This is a genomic window from Pseudomonas sp. S37, assembly GCF_016658545.1.
Lineage (GTDB): Bacteria > Pseudomonadota > Gammaproteobacteria > Pseudomonadales > Pseudomonadaceae > Aquipseudomonas.
Map to the genome: position 1 here is coordinate 52,466 of NZ_JACVZC010000022.1, position 15,321 is coordinate 67,786.

13 protein-coding genes are annotated in these 15,321 nt (G+C 63.5%); 5 read left to right on the forward strand and 8 right to left on the reverse strand.

Annotated elements, in window-relative coordinates; all coding sequences use genetic code 11:
- Nucleotides 1–4: 4 nt before the first annotated feature.
- Genes IAE39_RS10340 through pilM form a run of 4 tightly spaced genes read right to left on the reverse strand, consistent with a single transcriptional unit; the run spans nt 5 to nt 3,618 of the window.
- Nucleotides 5–1,267 (reverse strand): type IV pilus secretin PilQ, encoded by a 1,263-nt coding sequence (locus tag IAE39_RS10340; protein ID WP_201201962.1) that lies wholly within the window; start codon nt 1,265–1,267, stop codon nt 5–7.
- A complete protein-coding gene (locus tag IAE39_RS10345) occupies nt 1,191–2,192 on the reverse strand; it encodes a pilus assembly protein PilP (protein WP_201201980.1) in 1,002 nt (333 codons plus the stop codon). The genes IAE39_RS10340 and IAE39_RS10345 overlap by 77 nt, the downstream gene beginning before the upstream one ends.
- Nucleotides 2,193–2,203: 11 nt before the next feature.
- Nucleotides 2,204–2,740 (reverse strand): PilN domain-containing protein, encoded by a 537-nt coding sequence (locus IAE39_RS10350; RefSeq protein ID WP_201201963.1) that lies wholly within the window; start codon nt 2,738–2,740, stop codon nt 2,204–2,206.
- Nucleotides 2,737–3,618: a type IV pilus biogenesis protein PilM gene (pilM, locus tag IAE39_RS10355; RefSeq protein WP_201201964.1), complete on the reverse strand. Its 882-nt coding sequence runs from the start codon at nt 3,616–3,618 to the stop codon at nt 2,737–2,739. The genes IAE39_RS10350 and pilM overlap by 4 nt, the downstream gene beginning before the upstream one ends.
- Before the next feature lie 181 nt (nt 3,619–3,799).
- On the opposite strand from pilM, the gene IAE39_RS10360 reads away from it, so the two are divergent.
- The gene (locus IAE39_RS10360; protein ID WP_442968434.1) at nt 3,800–6,250 is read left to right on the forward strand and encodes a penicillin-binding protein 1A; all 2,451 of its coding nucleotides are present in this window, start codon (nt 3,800–3,802) and stop codon (nt 6,248–6,250) included.
- Between the two features lie 135 nt (nt 6,251–6,385).
- Here IAE39_RS10360 and IAE39_RS10365 read toward each other — a convergent pair whose 3' ends face one another.
- The 3 genes from IAE39_RS10365 to rpmE all read right to left on the reverse strand — a co-directional run bounded on the left by IAE39_RS10365 (nt 6,386) and on the right by rpmE (nt 8,872).
- Entirely contained in the window at nt 6,386–7,654 is a 1,269-nt protein-coding gene (locus tag IAE39_RS10365) for a malic enzyme-like NAD(P)-binding protein (protein ID WP_201201968.1), read from the reverse strand.
- Between the two features lie 169 nt (nt 7,655–7,823).
- Nucleotides 7,824–8,654 (reverse strand): thermonuclease family protein, encoded by an 831-nt coding sequence (locus IAE39_RS10370; protein ID WP_201201971.1) that lies wholly within the window; start codon nt 8,652–8,654, stop codon nt 7,824–7,826.
- Nucleotides 8,655–8,656: 2 nt separating this feature from the next.
- Nucleotides 8,657–8,872, reverse strand: coding sequence for a 50S ribosomal protein L31 (gene rpmE / locus IAE39_RS10375; protein ID WP_012274639.1), 216 nt, complete (start codon nt 8,870–8,872; stop codon nt 8,657–8,659).
- A 167-nt stretch (nt 8,873–9,039) separates the two neighbouring features.
- Between rpmE and IAE39_RS10380 the strand changes: the two genes are divergently transcribed.
- The 3 genes from IAE39_RS10380 to IAE39_RS10390 all read left to right on the forward strand — a co-directional run bounded on the left by IAE39_RS10380 (nt 9,040) and on the right by IAE39_RS10390 (nt 13,890).
- Nucleotides 9,040–11,259, forward strand: a complete 2,220-nt coding sequence (locus IAE39_RS10380) for a primosomal protein N' (protein WP_201201972.1) — start codon at nt 9,040–9,042, stop codon at nt 11,257–11,259.
- Between the two features lie 185 nt (nt 11,260–11,444).
- A complete protein-coding gene (argS, locus tag IAE39_RS10385; RefSeq protein WP_201201973.1) occupies nt 11,445–13,181 on the forward strand; it encodes an arginine--tRNA ligase in 1,737 nt (578 codons plus the stop codon).
- Nucleotide 13,182: 1 nt separating this feature from the next.
- A complete protein-coding gene (locus IAE39_RS10390) occupies nt 13,183–13,890 on the forward strand; it encodes an SPOR domain-containing protein (RefSeq protein ID WP_201201974.1) in 708 nt (235 codons plus the stop codon).
- A 111-nt stretch (nt 13,891–14,001) separates the two neighbouring features.
- On the opposite strand, the gene IAE39_RS10395 is transcribed toward IAE39_RS10390, so the two are convergent.
- Nucleotides 14,002–14,421: an NINE protein gene (locus IAE39_RS10395; RefSeq protein WP_201201975.1), complete on the reverse strand. Its 420-nt coding sequence runs from the start codon at nt 14,419–14,421 to the stop codon at nt 14,002–14,004.
- Nucleotides 14,422–14,587: 166 nt separating this feature from the next.
- On the opposite strand from IAE39_RS10395, the gene IAE39_RS10400 reads away from it, so the two are divergent.
- Complete coding sequence (locus tag IAE39_RS10400; RefSeq protein ID WP_201201976.1) at nt 14,588–15,214, forward strand: C40 family peptidase; 627 nt, start codon at nt 14,588–14,590, stop codon at nt 15,212–15,214.
- Nucleotides 15,215–15,321 lie beyond the last annotated feature (107 nt).

The following is a 15,321-nucleotide window of genomic DNA, read 5'->3' on the forward strand; positions in this document are numbered from 1 at the left end:
AGAATCAACGACTCACAGCAATCGCCTGGTCACTCATGATACGCGGAGTCAGGAAGACCAGCAGCTCGGATTTTTTCTCTTGTAATGCATCGCGTCGAAACAGCCGCCCAACATACGGCAGATCACCGAAAAATGGCACCTTGTCGACCACATTGTTTTGCGAAGTCGAGTAGACGCCACCGATCACGATCGTTTCGCCGTCCGCCACACGAACCTTGGCATTGACCTCGTTCTTGCGGATCGGCGGTACGTTGTTCAAGGCATTGACGTAATCCGGCTCGTCCTTGGTCACCCTCACGGTCATGATTACCTTGTTGTCCGGGGTGATCTGTGGGGTTACCTCCAGCGACAATGAAGCTTCGCGAAACGATACCGAGGTAGCGCCGCTCTGGCTGGTTTCCTGGTAGGGCACCTCGGTGCCCTTGAGGATCCTCGCGGTTTCCTTGTCGGCGGTGACCACCTTGGGCTGTGAAATGATCTCGCCGTTGCCGCTCTTTTCCATGGCGCTGAGCTCCAGGTCGAGCAGCACGCCCCCGCTCAGCAGCCCGAGGCCGACGCTGCTGCCGGCGCGCTCCACGCCGAGGTCGACGAACAGCTCCTTGCCGGGGCGCAGCTTTTCACCGTACAGCGGCCCGCCCCAGCGCCCCCCCAGGCTTTTCTCGTAATCGACATTGGCCTCGACAATACGCGCCTCGATCGCCACTTGACGCACCGGCACGTCCAACTGCGCCACCAGTTGCCGCAGCTCGGCCAGGCGTTCAGCCGGCAGGTACGCCACCAGCGTATTGGTGCGCTCATCAACGCTGAGGCTACCGGCCAGGCTGCCATCGCCCGCCAGGCTCGCCAGCAGCAATTGCGCCAGCTCGGCAGCCTTGGCGTGATGAATGGGCAGCAGCTCCCGACGCATTGACGGCAACTGCGCGTCCACGGTTTGCGCCACCCGCGCTTCGGCTGATTGCGTGGCAAATTCGGCGACAGGCGCCACCAACAGCACGTTGCCCTCCTGGCGCCGGGCCAGGCCTTTGCTGCGCAACACCAGATCCAGCGCCTGGTCCCACGGCACATCCTGCAAGCGCAAGGTGACACTGCCCTGCACGGCATCGCTGGCCACCAGATTTACTCCGGCGTAGTCCGCCAGCACCTGCAACACCGCACGCACCTCGACGTCCTGAAAGTTCAATGACAGGGGTTCACCCTGGTAAGGCGTCGCCGACGCCAGCTGAATCGACAGCAGGGCTGCCAGCAGGTATTTCATCCACGTTTTCATTCAGGTCCGAGGCCTCCTTGCCCGGGTATTTGACAAGAGTGATGAACGCCGTGCGCTCATGCCACTCCCCCGCCATGAACAGCCGCTCACGCACCTCGACCTGGCGGTGATCAATGTGCTTTACCAGCCCTTGGTCGCGCCCTACCCGGTCGCCGGGACGCACGCGATAGAGCCTTCCGGATGCCATCAGCAGCGCTTCGCGCGCAGCACCGCGCGCCAGGCTGCCGACCATTTCCAGCTGTGCTACCGGCACGCCGAGCAGCCCGCTACCCTCCACCCGAGTTGCCGGGGGCGCAAACGGGTCTACTGCTGGCCTGGCCAAGGCTGCCCTTGCCGGTATATGGGCCATTACTGCTGTCGCTGGCATGGGTGCAGGCGCGTGGTAGGCATCAACCCGCAAGTGCAGGCGCAACAGCCCAGGCTGGCGATCAACCGCTGCCAGGCGCATGTCGCCGCTGCGCAGCACCCGCGCCTGGCCTAGCCATTCGTCCAGCCATAGCCGCAAGGCCGGGTATGGCCCCACCACCTGCAACTCAAGCGGCACTTTATGGAAGCCATCCTGTTGCTCGTCTTCCTGGACCTCGAGACGCTCCACAAGCAAACCCTGCGCATACCCCGAAACGCTCAGGCGCTCGAGCAGGTCGCTCATGCCCTCCCCGGCAGCCAGCAGCCAGCGCGCCGCCTGCAAGCGCTGCTCGGCAGCTGCCACAGATGCCCGTAGCTTCTGCAGCTCGGCCAACTGCAACGCCCGGCTCGCCTGCAGCTGGTTCAATTCGGCATGCCTGGCGTCCTCCCCCGCCTGTTGCTGCAAGCGTGCCGGCAGGAGCACCGCGCAGCCCGCGCCGAACAGCCCAACAGCGACCAACACGGGCGCCCACCGGCGAAAGCGGCCGGAGCGCTCGACCACGGCCAACCAGGCCAACAGCTGCGCCGCATTCACGACCAGAACGCCGAAACACGCGCAGCCAGTTGGAATTCGTCACCGCCCGGCAGGCTCTTGATGTGCTTGAGTTCCAGGTCGAGCAATACGTTCGAGCGGCCCAGGTCACGCATGAACTGCGCCACCACAGCGCCCGACGCAGCCAGCCCAGTCATTTGCAAACGGCCGCTTTCAAGGCTCAAGTCGAGCAGCTGCACACCCTCAGGCAGCGCCGCTTCAAGGTCAGCGAACACACCGGCCACTACACCCTGATCAGCGCGCAAGCCCTCGAGCCCGGCGGCAGCGGCGAGCAGCGCTTCATGCTGAGCACGCACATCAGCCAGTGGCTGCAACTGCTCGCCCAGCAGGTCAAGGGCTGCCCGGTGTTCCGCGTTGGCCAGCGCCTGTTGCAGTCCACGCTGACGGGCCAACTGATCTACCAGCGTAACGGCGCACAAGGCCAGTAATGCACCGGCAACCAGCTGGCCACGAAAACGCCGCAGCGCCGCCTGACGCTGGCGTTCGCGCCAAGGCAGAAGGTTCAGCCGCATCATCGGCGTAATCCTCCCTGGGCCAAGGCGCAAGCCAGGAGCATGCTGCCATCGACCTGCTCAAGCCCCGCCAGGCCAGGCAGGTGCCGGCACGGCACATTCAACCGGTCGCCAAGCCCCAGCAACCAGCCAGGGTCAGTCGCCGGGCTGCCGGCAACCCACAGCTGCCCGGGCAACGGCCCTGCAGCAAGGAGTGCCTGCAGGCGCTCCGGCAGTTGCGCAGCGATTTCGGTGCCTGCCGTTTGCAGCTCATGCCGCTGGAATACCCCGCCCGGCCGCCAGTCATGAAGCGTCACGCTGTGCGCTTCGATGCGCAGCAACGCCGCTCCCTCAAGGTCGCCCGCTGGCAACATGCGGCACAAGGCAATCGTGTCGATCTCGACGGCCTCCAGCTGCAGTCCCGCGTCCTCGACCACCGCCTCAAGTGCTGCCAACGCGCTTTGTCGACAGGCTGCGACTATCACCTCGCTGCACCCTGGCTGCACGCCTGAAGCCCCAATGACCTGAAAGTCCAGGGCCAGGTCCTCCAGCGGAAACGGAAACAGGCGTTCGGCATCGGCCAACAACTGCGCCTCCACCTGCTCCAGGCCCTGCTCGACGGGTATGTGGCACAACTTGCAGATGACCTGGCTGGCCGGCAGCGCCATGGCTACGCGTCGCTGCCTGAAGCCACTGTGGCGATGTGCACGCCGCAACGCCGCCGCTACCTGGCCAGGCTCCGCTGCCCAGTCATTCCCCACCTCCAGGGGCAGCGGTTCCTGCGCCGAGCCCATCACCCGCCAGCGTCGCCTGCGCTGTTGCAGTTGCACCAACCGAATGGCATCAGGGGCAATTTCCACCCCTACGAGTGAACTGGCATCCATGCCAAAGCGTCCAAGCATCGCGACTTCCTTGCTGTCTGTTGCAACCCCGCGGCGACACTGGGCCAGAGCCACCTGCCAAGGCGACGGGTAGCCTGGCCGGTAACCCGGAGAGGCGAAAAAATGCGTATAATGCCCAGCGTTTTTGGGTCCGCCGGACCTGCGTGCAATCCACTCTCAACCTGGACACCGAAAAGCCTTGATACGTCTGCTGAAGTTCTTCTGGTGGTCTTCCGTCGCAGTCATCTGCGCGCTCGTACTCGGTGTGAGCGGTGCGTTTCTGTATCTTAGCCCCAGCCTGCCCTCGGTCGATTCGCTCAGAAGCATCCAGTTGCAGATCCCCCTGAGGGTGTACAGCAGCGATGGCAAGCTGATTGCCGAGTTCGGCGAAATGCGCCGTTCGCCGATCCGCTTTGCGGAAATTCCCCCACAGTTCATTCAGGCACTGCTGTCAGCCGAGGACGACAATTTCCTCAACCACTACGGTGTCGACCCCAGCAGCCTGATGCGCGCGGCAACCCAGCTGGTGAAAACCGGTCATATCCAGACCGGCGGCAGCACCATCACCATGCAGGTGGCGAAAAACTTCTTCCTCAGCAGCGAACGCAGCTTCTCGCGCAAGACCAACGAAATCCTGCTGGCCCTGCAGATCGAGCGTGAGCTGACCAAGGACGAGATCCTTGAGCTGTATGTGAACAAGATCTACCTCGGCAACCGCGCCTACGGCATCGACGCCGCTGCCCAGGTGTACTACGGCAAGTCGATTCGTGACGTCAGCCTGGCGCAGATGGCAATGATCGCCGGCCTGCCCAAGGCACCGTCACGCTTCAACCCGCTGGCCAACCCGGTACGCGCCAAAGAACGCCGCGACTGGATCCTGGGCCGCATGTACAAGCTGGGCAAGATCGACCAGGCCAGCTATGAAGCTGCCCTGGCCGAACCGCTCAATGCCAGCTACCACGTGCCGACGCCTGAGGTGAATGCGCCGTACATCGCCGAGATGGCCCGTGCGGAAATGGTCGGCCGTTACGGCAGCGACGCCTACACCGAGGGCTTCCGCGTCACCACCACAGTGCCCAGCGACATGCAGGAAATGGCCAACAAGGCCATCCTCAACGGCCTCTCCGATTATGACGAGCGCCACGGCTACCGCGGCCCCGAAGCACGCTTCCCGGGACGCACCCAGGCAGCCTGGCTGCAGGAGCTGGGCAAGCAGCGCATTCTTGGCGGCCTGGAGCCGGCCATTGTTAGCCAGGTCGAAAAAACCGGCCTAAGGGTGCTGACTCGAGACGGTCAGCAATCCGAGGTTGCCTGGGACACCCTGAAATGGGCACGCCCGTTCATCAACAGCAACTCGATGGGTCGCGCACCGCAATCGCCGGCCGACGTAGCCCAGGTCGGCGACCTGGTGCGCCTGCAACGCCTGGAAGATGGCACGTTCAAGTTCAGCCAGGTACCCGGTGCGCAAAGTGCGCTGGTCACACTGGACCCTTACAACGGCGCCATCCGCGCCCTGGTCGGCGGCTTCTCGTTCGAGCAGAGCAACTACAACCGTGCCATGCAGGCCAAGCGCCAACCGGGTTCCAGCTTCAAGCCGTTCATCTACAGCGCCGCGCTGGACAGCGGCTACACCGCTGCCAGCCTGGTCAACGATGCACCGATCGTGTTCGTTGACGAGTCGGTAGACAAAGTGTGGCGACCGAAGAACGACACCAACACCTTCCTCGGCCCGATCCGCATGCGCGAAGCGCTGTACAAGTCGCGCAACCTAGTATCGATTCGCCTGCTGCAGGCCATGGGCGTGGACCGCACCATCGACTACATCGCCAAGTTCGGCTTCAACAAGCAGGACCTGCCACGCAACCTGTCGCTGGCTTTGGGTACCGCCACCCTGACCCCGATGGAAATCGCCACCGGCTGGAGCACCTTTGCCAACGGCGGCTACAAGATCACCCCGTACCTGATCGACCGCATCGAGAGCCGCAGCGGCGAGACGCTGTTCACCGCCAACCCTGCCCACGTGCCGCAAGGCGCCGAGGACCAGGCTGGCCTGGCCGCACCCGAGCAGCCGATCAGCACCGCAGCCATGCCAGGCGAAGCCCCGTCGGCCTTCGGCCAGGTGGCGCCTGTGCCGCAGACCCCGGCCGTGGCTGAGCGGATCATCGACGGGCGTACCACCTACATCCTCACCAGCATGCTGCAGGACGTGATCAAGCGCGGCACCGGCCGCCGGGCGCTGGCCCTGGGCCGCACCGACCTGGCCGGCAAGACCGGTACCACCAACGAATCCAAGGACGCCTGGTTCTCTGGCTACAACGCCGATTACGTGACCACCGTGTGGGTCGGCTTCGACCAGCCGGAAACCCTGGGCCGCCGTGAGTATGGCGGCACTGCGGCGCTGCCGATCTGGATGAGCTTCATGGGTGCGGCACTCAAGGACAAGCCTGCGCATGCTCCGGCAGAGCCAGAGGGTATCCTCAGCCTGCGCGTCGACCCGGTCAGCGGTCGCGCAGCCTCGCCAAGCACGCCGAATGCCTACTTCGAGCTGTTCAAGGCCGAAGACTCGCCGCCATCGGTGGACGAGCTGGGTAATGGGGTGGCACCGGGCAGCCCGCTGCCGGCCGACGAAGCGACGCCGATGGATTTGTTCTGAGGCTGGGTGGCTGGCGAGGCGCCCGACTCTGGTTTCGTGTGGGCGCTCGATCCCACAGGCACTGGCACTCCCTCGGCAAACAAAAAGCCCCGGCTCAAACGAGCCGGGGCTTTTCAATGACAGCTACAACAGCAATCAGCCGTTAAACACGTCATCCACGCTGGTCAGCGGGTAGTGCTTCGGATACGGCAGGGTAGCCACGCCGGATTCGATGGCAGCCTTGGCCACTGCGTCGGAAACAACAGTGATCAGGCGAGCGTCCAGTGGTTTCGGAATGATGTACTCACGGCCGAACTCCAGCGCCTGCACGCCGTAGGCATCGCATACTTCCTTCGGCACTGGCAGCTTGGCCAGGTCTTTCAGGGCGATAGCGGCGGCGATCTTCATTTCTTCGTTGATGCGCTTGGCGCGAACGTCCAGGGCACCACGGAAGATGAACGGGAAGCCCAGTACGTTGTTGACCTGGTTCGGGTAGTCGGAACGGCCGGTCGCCATGATCACATCGCTGCGCGTGGCGTGAGCCAGCTCTGGGGCGATTTCCGGGTCTGGGTTCGAGCAGGCGAACACGATCGGGTTGGCAGCCATCGACTTCAGGCCTTCCGGGCTCAGCAGGTTCGGGCCGGACAGGCCAACGAACACGTCGGCACCGTCGAGTGCGTCAGCCAGGGTGCGCTTGTCGGTCGCGTGGGCGAACTGCGCCTTGTACTGGTTCAGGTCGTCACGGCCAGCGTGGATCACGCCGCTGCGGTCGATCATGTAGATGTTCTCGACCTTGGCGCCCATGCTCACCAGCAACTTCATGCAGGAGATGGCTGCAGCACCGGCACCCAGGCAGACGATCTTGGCGTCTTCCAGCTTCTTGCCGGCGATTTCCAAGGCGTTGATCATGCCGGCTGCGGTAACGATGGCGGTACCGTGCTGGTCATCGTGGAATACCGGGATGTCGCACTGTTCGATCAGGGTGCGCTCGATCTCGAAGCACTCTGGCGCCTTGATGTCTTCGAGGTTGATGCCACCGAAGGTGATCGAGATGCGGCGAACGGTGTCGATGAACGCTTGCGGGCTTTCCGACTCGACTTCGATGTCGAACACGTCGATACCGGCGAAACGCTTGAACAGAACACCCTTGCCTTCCATGACCGGCTTGGAAGCCAGTGGGCCGAGGTCACCCAGACCGAGGATGGCGGTGCCATCGGAAATCACCGCAACCAGGTTGCCTTTGCCGGTGTATTTGTATGCCAGCTCTGGATCACGGCCAATTTCACGTACTGGCTCGGCAACACCTGGGCTGTAGGCCAGGGCGAGGTCACGGGCGGTAGCAGTTGGCTTGGAGAGTTCGACGCTCAGTTTCCCCGGACGAGGTTGAGCGTGGTATTCGAGAGCGGCGGTTTTCAGGTCTGACATGGTGGGCATTCCGCTATTTACTGTTCTGACGGACCGCCGAGGATACGCAAAGAGCCGGGGAGTCACAAGACTGGTCGGTCACTTGTGTCAAGGCCTTTAGCCTACGACTTTACGCTAAAACCCACGGGGGCATACGGCTAACAGTGTGTACAATCCAATAGTGAACTGTCTACATCTTTTGGCCTGAAATGCGTTGCAACATGCTCGGATCGGTCAATGGCAGCACCCAGCGTCGCTGCCCGGGCTTCAGCCCGCCCTTGCGGGAACGATCCAGCACCCAGCCACGCGCTTCCACCTCGCGCCCCTTGAGATTATCGAAGAAGCTGGCGGGGAAGTTGCGCTGCAGACGAGCGGGAACCTGCAGCACCATGGCACTGCCCAGGTTCAGCCAGACCCCGCCACGGTTGCGCTCGACGCTTTCGATGCGACCACTGACAAGCGCGAAACCCGCCTGCCTGACATCGCCCACAGGCACCACGGGCGACCGCCGCCACAGACCGACGCCGGCCTCGCGCGCAGCCTGCTCGGCCAACTGCTGGCAGCCACTGAGGCGCACATTGGGGGCAACTGCCACCCGGTAACCGAGGCCTTCGCTGAGCAGTTGCGCTTCAAGATTGTCGCCATTACGGCCATAGATATGTGCCAGAGTACGGCCGTACTTGTCTTTGGCCTCGGCCCCCGGCACCAGCCCGACACGCCCGTCATTAGCCTTGACCAGGGCCTGCAAGCGCCGCCTGGCCACGTCGGCGTAAGGCTCGCTGGCGCGCCCCTTGCGGCCGATTTCCGGCGCGTTGATGCCGATCAGCCGCACACTGCGGCCATCGACCAGGCGCAAGGTGTCACCATCGACCACCTGTCGCACCCTTACCTGCTGGGGTTTGTCCGGCAAAGGGCAGAACGCCTGTGCCGGGTAATGCCAGATTGCGCCCACAAAAAAGGCGCCCACAAGGGGCGCCTTCTTCAGCAACAACGCGAAACCCGAAGGGTTCGCCATGCGCATGATTACTTCTTGGTACCGAACATACCGAAGCGGTCGGCGAACTTCTGTACGCGACCACCGGTGTCCAGGACTTTCTGCTTACCGGTGTAGAACGGGTGGCACAGGTTGCAAACGTCGATCGACAGGACGTTGCCCAGGGTCGAACGGGTTTCGAACTTGTTGCCGCAGCTGCAGGTGACTGCAACTACTTCGTAGTTCGGGTGGATACCTTCTTTCATGGTCACTTCCTCGAGCTGCGTGCCGCCACCCAACACCAATTGTTGAATACCGCACGTAATTAGGCGGCGAATAATACCAGAGCACACCGTCAGCGCAAGATGTCGCTTGCACCGACCGTCGTCTGCTAGGCTCGCCAGTTCTTGTAATGCCCTCCGAGACTTTCCGCGTGTCCGACGTCATCCTGCGCCTTGCCCTGCCCTCTCCGTTGCGTCGCCTGTTCGACTACAAGGCGCCAGCGAGCATGGTACGCCAGGCCTTGACCCCGGGCATGCGCATTCGCGTGCCCTTCGGCCGCCGCGAAATGATCGGTGTGCTGGTAGAGGTGTGCGCACAAAGCGAAGTGCCTGCAGACAAACTGAAGCCGGCCAGCGCCCTGCTCGACCCGGTTTCACCCATTCCTGCCTCGTTGTTCAAGCTGTGCCTGTGGACCGCCCAGTACTACCAGCACAGCCTGGGGGACACCTTGAGCTGGGCCTTGCCCACGCTGCTGCGCCAGGGCGAACCGGCAGAAATGCGCCAGGAGCGCTTCTGGCACATTGCCCCCGGTGCCCGCCTGGAAGACCCGCGCATCGCCCGCGCACCACGCCAGCGCGACGCCCTCAAGACCCTGGCCCAGCACCCGCACGGTGTGGCCCACAGCCTGCTGGCCAAACTCAACCTGAACAAGGACAGCCTCGACCTGCTGCTGGCCAAGGAGCTGGTGCAGGTCGAGGTACGCCGCCACCTGCCGGCGCTGCGCCATGAACACTGGCTGGCACAGCCGGAGCTGCCGCTCAACGAAGAGCAACGCGACGCCTTCGACGCCGTGCGCGAGGGCTTTGACGGCTTTGGCGCGTTCCTGCTGGCCGGCGTCACGGGCAGCGGCAAGACCGAGGTCTACCTGCAACTGATCCGCGAAACCCTGGAGGCCGGCAAGCAGGCGCTGGTGTTGATCCCGGAAATCAACCTCGGCCCGCAAACCCTGGCGCGCTTCGAGCAACGCTTCAACGCACGCATTGCCCTGCTGCATTCGGCGGTGAACGACCGCGAACGCCTGGACGCCTGGCTGGCGGCGCGGGATGGCGAGGCCGACATCATCATCGGCACCCGCTCGGCACTGTTCACGCCCATGAAGAACCCTGGCCTGATCATTATCGACGAAGAGCACGACGGCTCTTATAAACAGCAGGAAGGCCTGCGTTACCACGCCCGCGACCTGGCACTGGTGCGTGCCCATCAGGAGAACATCCCGATCCTGCTTGGCTCCGCCACACCGTCGCTGGAAACCCTGCACAATGCCCTAACCGGCCGCTACCACCTGCTGCGCATGAACCAACGCGCCGGCGGTGCACGCCCGCCACGCATGTTGCGCCTGGATGTGAAAAGCCTGCCGCTGGACAGCGGCATCAGCGGCCCGCTGCAGCAGGCCATTCGCCAGACCCTGGAAGCCGGCCAACAGGTGCTGGTGTTCCTCAACCGCCGCGGCTTCGCCCCGACCTTGCTGTGCCACGATTGCGGCTGGCTGTCGGAATGCCCGCGCTGCGATGCGCGCATGACCGTGCACCAGCGCTCCGGCGTGCTGCGCTGCCACCACTGCGGCTATGACGAACGCCTGCCGCACCAGTGCCCGCAATGCAACCACGTCGACCTGCGCCCGGTCGGCGCCGGCACCGAGCGCGCCGAAGAGCGCCTGAAGGTGCTGTTCCCGGATTACCCGATCCTGCGCGTGGACCGCGACAGCACGGCGCGCAAGGACGCCATGCACAACCTGTTCAGCACGATCCAGAAGGGCCAGCCAAGCATCCTCGTGGGCACGCAGATGCTCGCCAAGGGCCACCACTTCCCGCGGGTGACCCTGGTGGCCATCCTCGATGCCGATGGCGGGCTGTTTTCTGGCGACTTCCGCGCCAGCGAGCGCATGGCGCAACTGATCGTGCAAGTGGCCGGGCGCGCCGGGCGGGCCGAAGAGCCCGGCAAGGTGATCATCCAGACCCACCTGGCCGACCACCCGTTGCTGGTGCAGCTTACCGAACAGGGCTATTTCGCCTTTGCCGAACAGGCCCTGGACGAACGCCGCGCCGCCGGGCTGCCGCCTTACTCACACCTGGCCCTGCTGCGTGCCGAAGCGCACAAGCCGGGGCAGGCCGAAGGCTTCCTCGACGAAGCCTGCGCCGCCGCCGAGCGCCTGGTGGCCGAGCAACGGTTGCCGGGGATCGAACTGCTCGGCCCGGTACCGGCGCCCATGGAACGCCGCGCCGGGCGCTTCCGCGCACAACTGTTGATACAGGCCAATACCCGGGCGCCTTTGCATCGACTGATCAGCGCCTGGTTGCTAGTGTTGGAACAAATGCCGAGCGGGCGCCAGGTACGCTGGTCGCTGGATGTCGACCCGGTCGACCTGTATTGATTTCAGAAGGCGCATACCGCCTGTGGGAGCGGCCTTGTGCCGCGAAAGGGCCGCAAAGCGGCCCCGGCATTCTTCAGCCAGGCAGCCCCAAAGGTTGGCAACCCGCTCCCAGCCACGGATAATGCCCAGTTTTTCCACCTGCGCATCCAGGCGCTCACCGCGCTTGCGGTCGAAAAGAGATCCCCATGAAAGACACCATTCGCCAGCTGATCCAGCAAGCCCTCACCCAACTCGTCACCGACGGTGTGCTGCCTGAAGGGCTGTCGCCGGCGATCCAGGTGGAAAACGCCCGGGACAAGACCCACGGCGACTTCGCCAGCAACATCGCCATGATGCTGGCCAAGCCGGCCGGCATGAAGCCGCGCGACCTGGCCGAAAAGCTGATCAACGCGCTGCCGGCCAGCGCCGACATCAGCAAAGTCGAAATCGCCGGCCCGGGCTTCCTCAACTTCTTCCAGAACACCGACGCCCTGGCCAACCGCCTGGATGCCGCCCTGGCCGACGCCCACCTGGGTGCGCGCAAGGCCGGCCCGGCGCAAAAGGTGGTGATCGACATGTCGGCACCCAACCTGGCCAAAGAGATGCACGTCGGTCACCTGCGTTCGACCATCATCGGTGACAGTGTGGCGCGGGTGCTGGAGTTCCTGGGCGACAACGTGATCCGCCAGAACCACGTGGGCGACTGGGGTACCCAGTTCGGCATGTTGATGGCCTACCTGCAGGAAAACCCGATCACCAGCGACGAGCTGTCGGACCTGGAAAACTTCTACCGCGCCGCCAAGAAGCGTTTCGACGAGTCCGAAGAATTCGCCACCCGCGCCCGCGGCCTGGTGGTCAAGCTGCAGGCCGGTGACCCGGACTGCCTGGCCCTGTGGACACGCTTCAAGGACATCTCGCTGTCGCACTGCCAGAAGACCTACGAGCTGCTCAACGTCAAGCTGACCATGGCCGACGTGATGGGCGAAAGCGCCTACAACGACGACCTGGCCAACGTGGTCGCCGACCTCAAGGCCAAGGGCCTGCTGGTCGAAGACCAGGGTGCCCAGTGCGTGTTCCTCGAAGAATTCAAGAACAGCGACGGCGACCCACTGCCGGTGATCGTGCAGAAGGCCGACGGTGGTTACCTGTACGCCACCACCGACCTGGCGGCCGTGCGTTACCGCAGCAACGTGCTCAAGGCTGACCGCGCCCTGTACTTCGTCGACCAGCGCCAGGCCCTGCACTTCAACCAGGTGTTTGAAGTGGCACGCCGCGCCGGCTTCGTCGGCCACCCGATGCAGATGGAGCACATGGGCTTCGGCACCATGAACGGCGCTGACGGCCGCCCGTTCAAGACCCGTGACGGCGGCACCGTGAAACTGATCGACCTGCTCACCGAAGCCAAGGATCGTGCCTACGCCCTGGTCAAGGAAAAGAACCCGAGCCTGGCCGACGAAGACCTGCGCCACATCGGCGAAGTGGTCGGTATCGGCGCAGTGAAATACGCCGACCTGTCCAAGCACCGCACCAGCGACTACAGCTTCAACTTCGAACTGATGCTCAACTTCGAAGGCAACACCGCGCCATACCTGCTGTACGCCTACACCCGCGTGGCCGGTGTGTTCCGCAAGCTGGGCAAGGGCTTTGACGAAGTTGACGGCAAGATCGTGCTGCAGGCCGCCCACGAGCAGGATCTGGCTGCACGCCTGGCTCAGTTTGGCGAAATCCTCAACAACGTCGCCGAAAAAGGCACGCCGCACGTGCTGTGCAGCTACCTGTACGACCTGGCCGGGCTGTTCTCCAGCTTCTACGAGAACTGCCCGATCCTTGCCGCCGAAACCCCGGAACAACAGCAGAGCCGTCTGCGCCTGGCCGCCCTGACCGGCCGCACCCTCAAACAAGGTCTGGAACTGCTCGGCCTGGAAACCCTGGAGCGCATGTAAGTTGGCTGCCAAGAAAAAACCCGCACCAAAACGCGGCGCCAGCCGCCAGACGGCGCCGGCCAAACAGCCGATTCCAGGCTGGGTATGGCTGGCGGTCGGCCTGACCGTTGGCGCATTCATCGTGTTCCTGATGAAGCTCGAACCGGGTGGCGATGACATCAAGCGCGCCAAGCCCGAGCAGCAGAAATCGGAAAAAGTGGCTGAAGCCGGCAAGCCCGCGCAGACCACGCAAGCCACCCCGCAACAGCCGGTGAAGCCGAAGTACGACTTCTACACCCTGCTGCCGGAGTCCGAGGTGATTGTGCCACCCGAGGCCGTGCCAGAGAAAACGCCACCGGTACCTGCCCAGCCGGTCACCCCGGTGACCCCGGCCGAAGCGGCGAAGATCGACACCGCGCGCGCCCAGGCGGCACTGCTGGGCCAGACCCCGCCACCGGCGCCACCGGTGATCAAGCCGGCAGCGACCACCCAGTACTTCCTGCAGGCCGGCTCGTTCCGCAAGCAGGCTGATGCCGACAAGGTGCGTGCGCAGATCATCCTGCTGGGCCAGTCGGTGAAGGTGGAATCGGGCACGGTCAAGGAAGAAACCTGGTACCGCGTGCTGGTCGGCCCGTTCAGCAACCGTGAACAGCTGACCGGGGCGCAGAAGCAGCTGGCGGGGGCCGGTTTCGGCAACCTGCTGTTGCAACAGCGCCAGACTCGCCAGTAACCCGTAAAGGGAGCCTGTGGGAGCGGGTTCACCCGCGCAGCATGCAGCGCAGTGAATGGCACCGGCGTTGCCGGTGTTCGCGGCTAAAGCCGCTCCTACAAAGGCTGTGCATCAACCCCGCCCCGCATTGCGCTCGGACACCTGGCTGTTCAACGTCCAGAAGTCATATAACACCCCTACCAGGAACAGCCCGCCAGTAAAGAAGTAGATGATCGCGGTCACCCACTTCCCTTGATACAGGCGATGCAACCCAAACACCCCGAGGAAAGTCAGCAGGATCCAGGCGATGTTGTAGTCGATGCGCCCGGACTGAAACCTCAGGTCAGCTTCACGGTCCATGGACGGGATCAGGAACAAGTCGATCAGCCAACCGATGCCCAGCAGGCCGAAGGTGAAGAACCAGATCGTCCCGGTCACCGGCTTGCCGTAGTAGAACCGATGCGACCCGGTGAAGCCGAAAATCCACAGCAGGTAGCCAATGGTCTTGCTGTGCGTGTCGTGGTAGGGCGCCCCCTGTTGATAACTGTTCATGCATAGCCCTCTTGGGTTATCTGAAAATTTTCTAAGAAAAAATGTGACTTTCTCGTCGCAGGCCGACGTATGGCACCCAGCCAGTCGACCAACGGATCAGAAATTGATCAAAAAGCTGTTATAAAGTTGCGCGCCCAACACATAACTATTCATAAGAGCTTCATCTATGCCGCCTTTATTCAAGACATGGCTGACCCTCTGTCTATTATTGCCCCTGGCCGCCCACGCCACCAATCGTGAGCAACGTCTTCCCAATGGTTTCACCGGCTACACCAGTAATGCCTCGGTGAAACACGCGCCGGTCAAGCAGACCACCCTGCGCGCTCGCCCCGGCAACGCTGCCAATGCGCGCGGCGTGCAGGTAGCCGCCATGTCGCCGAAGCAGAGTAGCGACGTGCTCAGCCGCGCCGTGAATGTTCTCGGCACCCCGTACGTATGGGGTGGCAGCAGCCCGAAGAAGGGCTTTGATTGCAGTGGCCTGGTCAAGTATGCCTTCAACGACGTCGCCGACGTCGACCTGCCGCGCACCTCCAACGCCATGGCCCAGGGCCACGGCGTCAAGGTGGCAAAAGGTGACCTGAAGCCGGGTGATCTGATTTTCTTCAACATCAAGAGCCGCCGGGTAAACCACGTTGCCATCTACCTGGGCAACGATCGCTTCATTCACGCGCCGCGGCGCGGCAAGCGGGTGAGCATCGACAACCTGAGCAAGCCCTACTGGCAGAAGCATTACGTGGTCGCCAAGCGGGTGCTGCCGAAAGAACAGCAGCAGCTGAGCCTGGCCAAGCGCTGATCTGATCGGCGCACTCCTGCGCCGGCCTCTTCGCGGGTAAACCCGCTCCCACAGATATCGCGTCGCTCTCGCGGGCAATGCTGCACCTGTGGGAGCGGGTTTACCCG

Excerpts from the sequence above, each read along its gene's own strand:
- IAE39_RS10340 (WP_201201962.1), bottom strand. The coding sequence starts at position 1,267 with ATGAAAACGTGGATGAAATACCTGCTGGCAGCCCTGCTGTCGATTCAG.
- IAE39_RS10350 (WP_201201963.1), bottom strand. The coding sequence starts at position 2,740 with ATGATGCGGCTGAACCTTCTGCCTTGGCGCGAACGCCAGCGTCAGGCG.
- pilM (WP_201201964.1), bottom strand. The coding sequence starts at position 3,618 with ATGCTTGGACGCTTTGGCATGGATGCCAGTTCACTCGTAGGGGTGGAA.
- IAE39_RS10365 (WP_201201968.1), bottom strand. The coding sequence starts at position 7,654 with ATGTCAGACCTGAAAACCGCCGCTCTCGAATACCACGCTCAACCTCGT.
- IAE39_RS10370 (WP_201201971.1), bottom strand. The coding sequence starts at position 8,654 with ATGCGCATGGCGAACCCTTCGGGTTTCGCGTTGTTGCTGAAGAAGGCG.
- rpmE (WP_012274639.1), bottom strand. The coding sequence starts at position 8,872 with ATGAAAGAAGGTATCCACCCGAACTACGAAGTAGTTGCAGTCACCTGC.
- argS (WP_201201973.1), top strand. The coding sequence starts at position 11,445 with ATGAAAGACACCATTCGCCAGCTGATCCAGCAAGCCCTCACCCAACTC.
- IAE39_RS10395 (WP_201201975.1), bottom strand. The coding sequence starts at position 14,421 with ATGAACAGTTATCAACAGGGGGCGCCCTACCACGACACGCACAGCAAG.
- IAE39_RS10400 (WP_201201976.1), top strand. The coding sequence starts at position 14,588 with ATGCCGCCTTTATTCAAGACATGGCTGACCCTCTGTCTATTATTGCCC.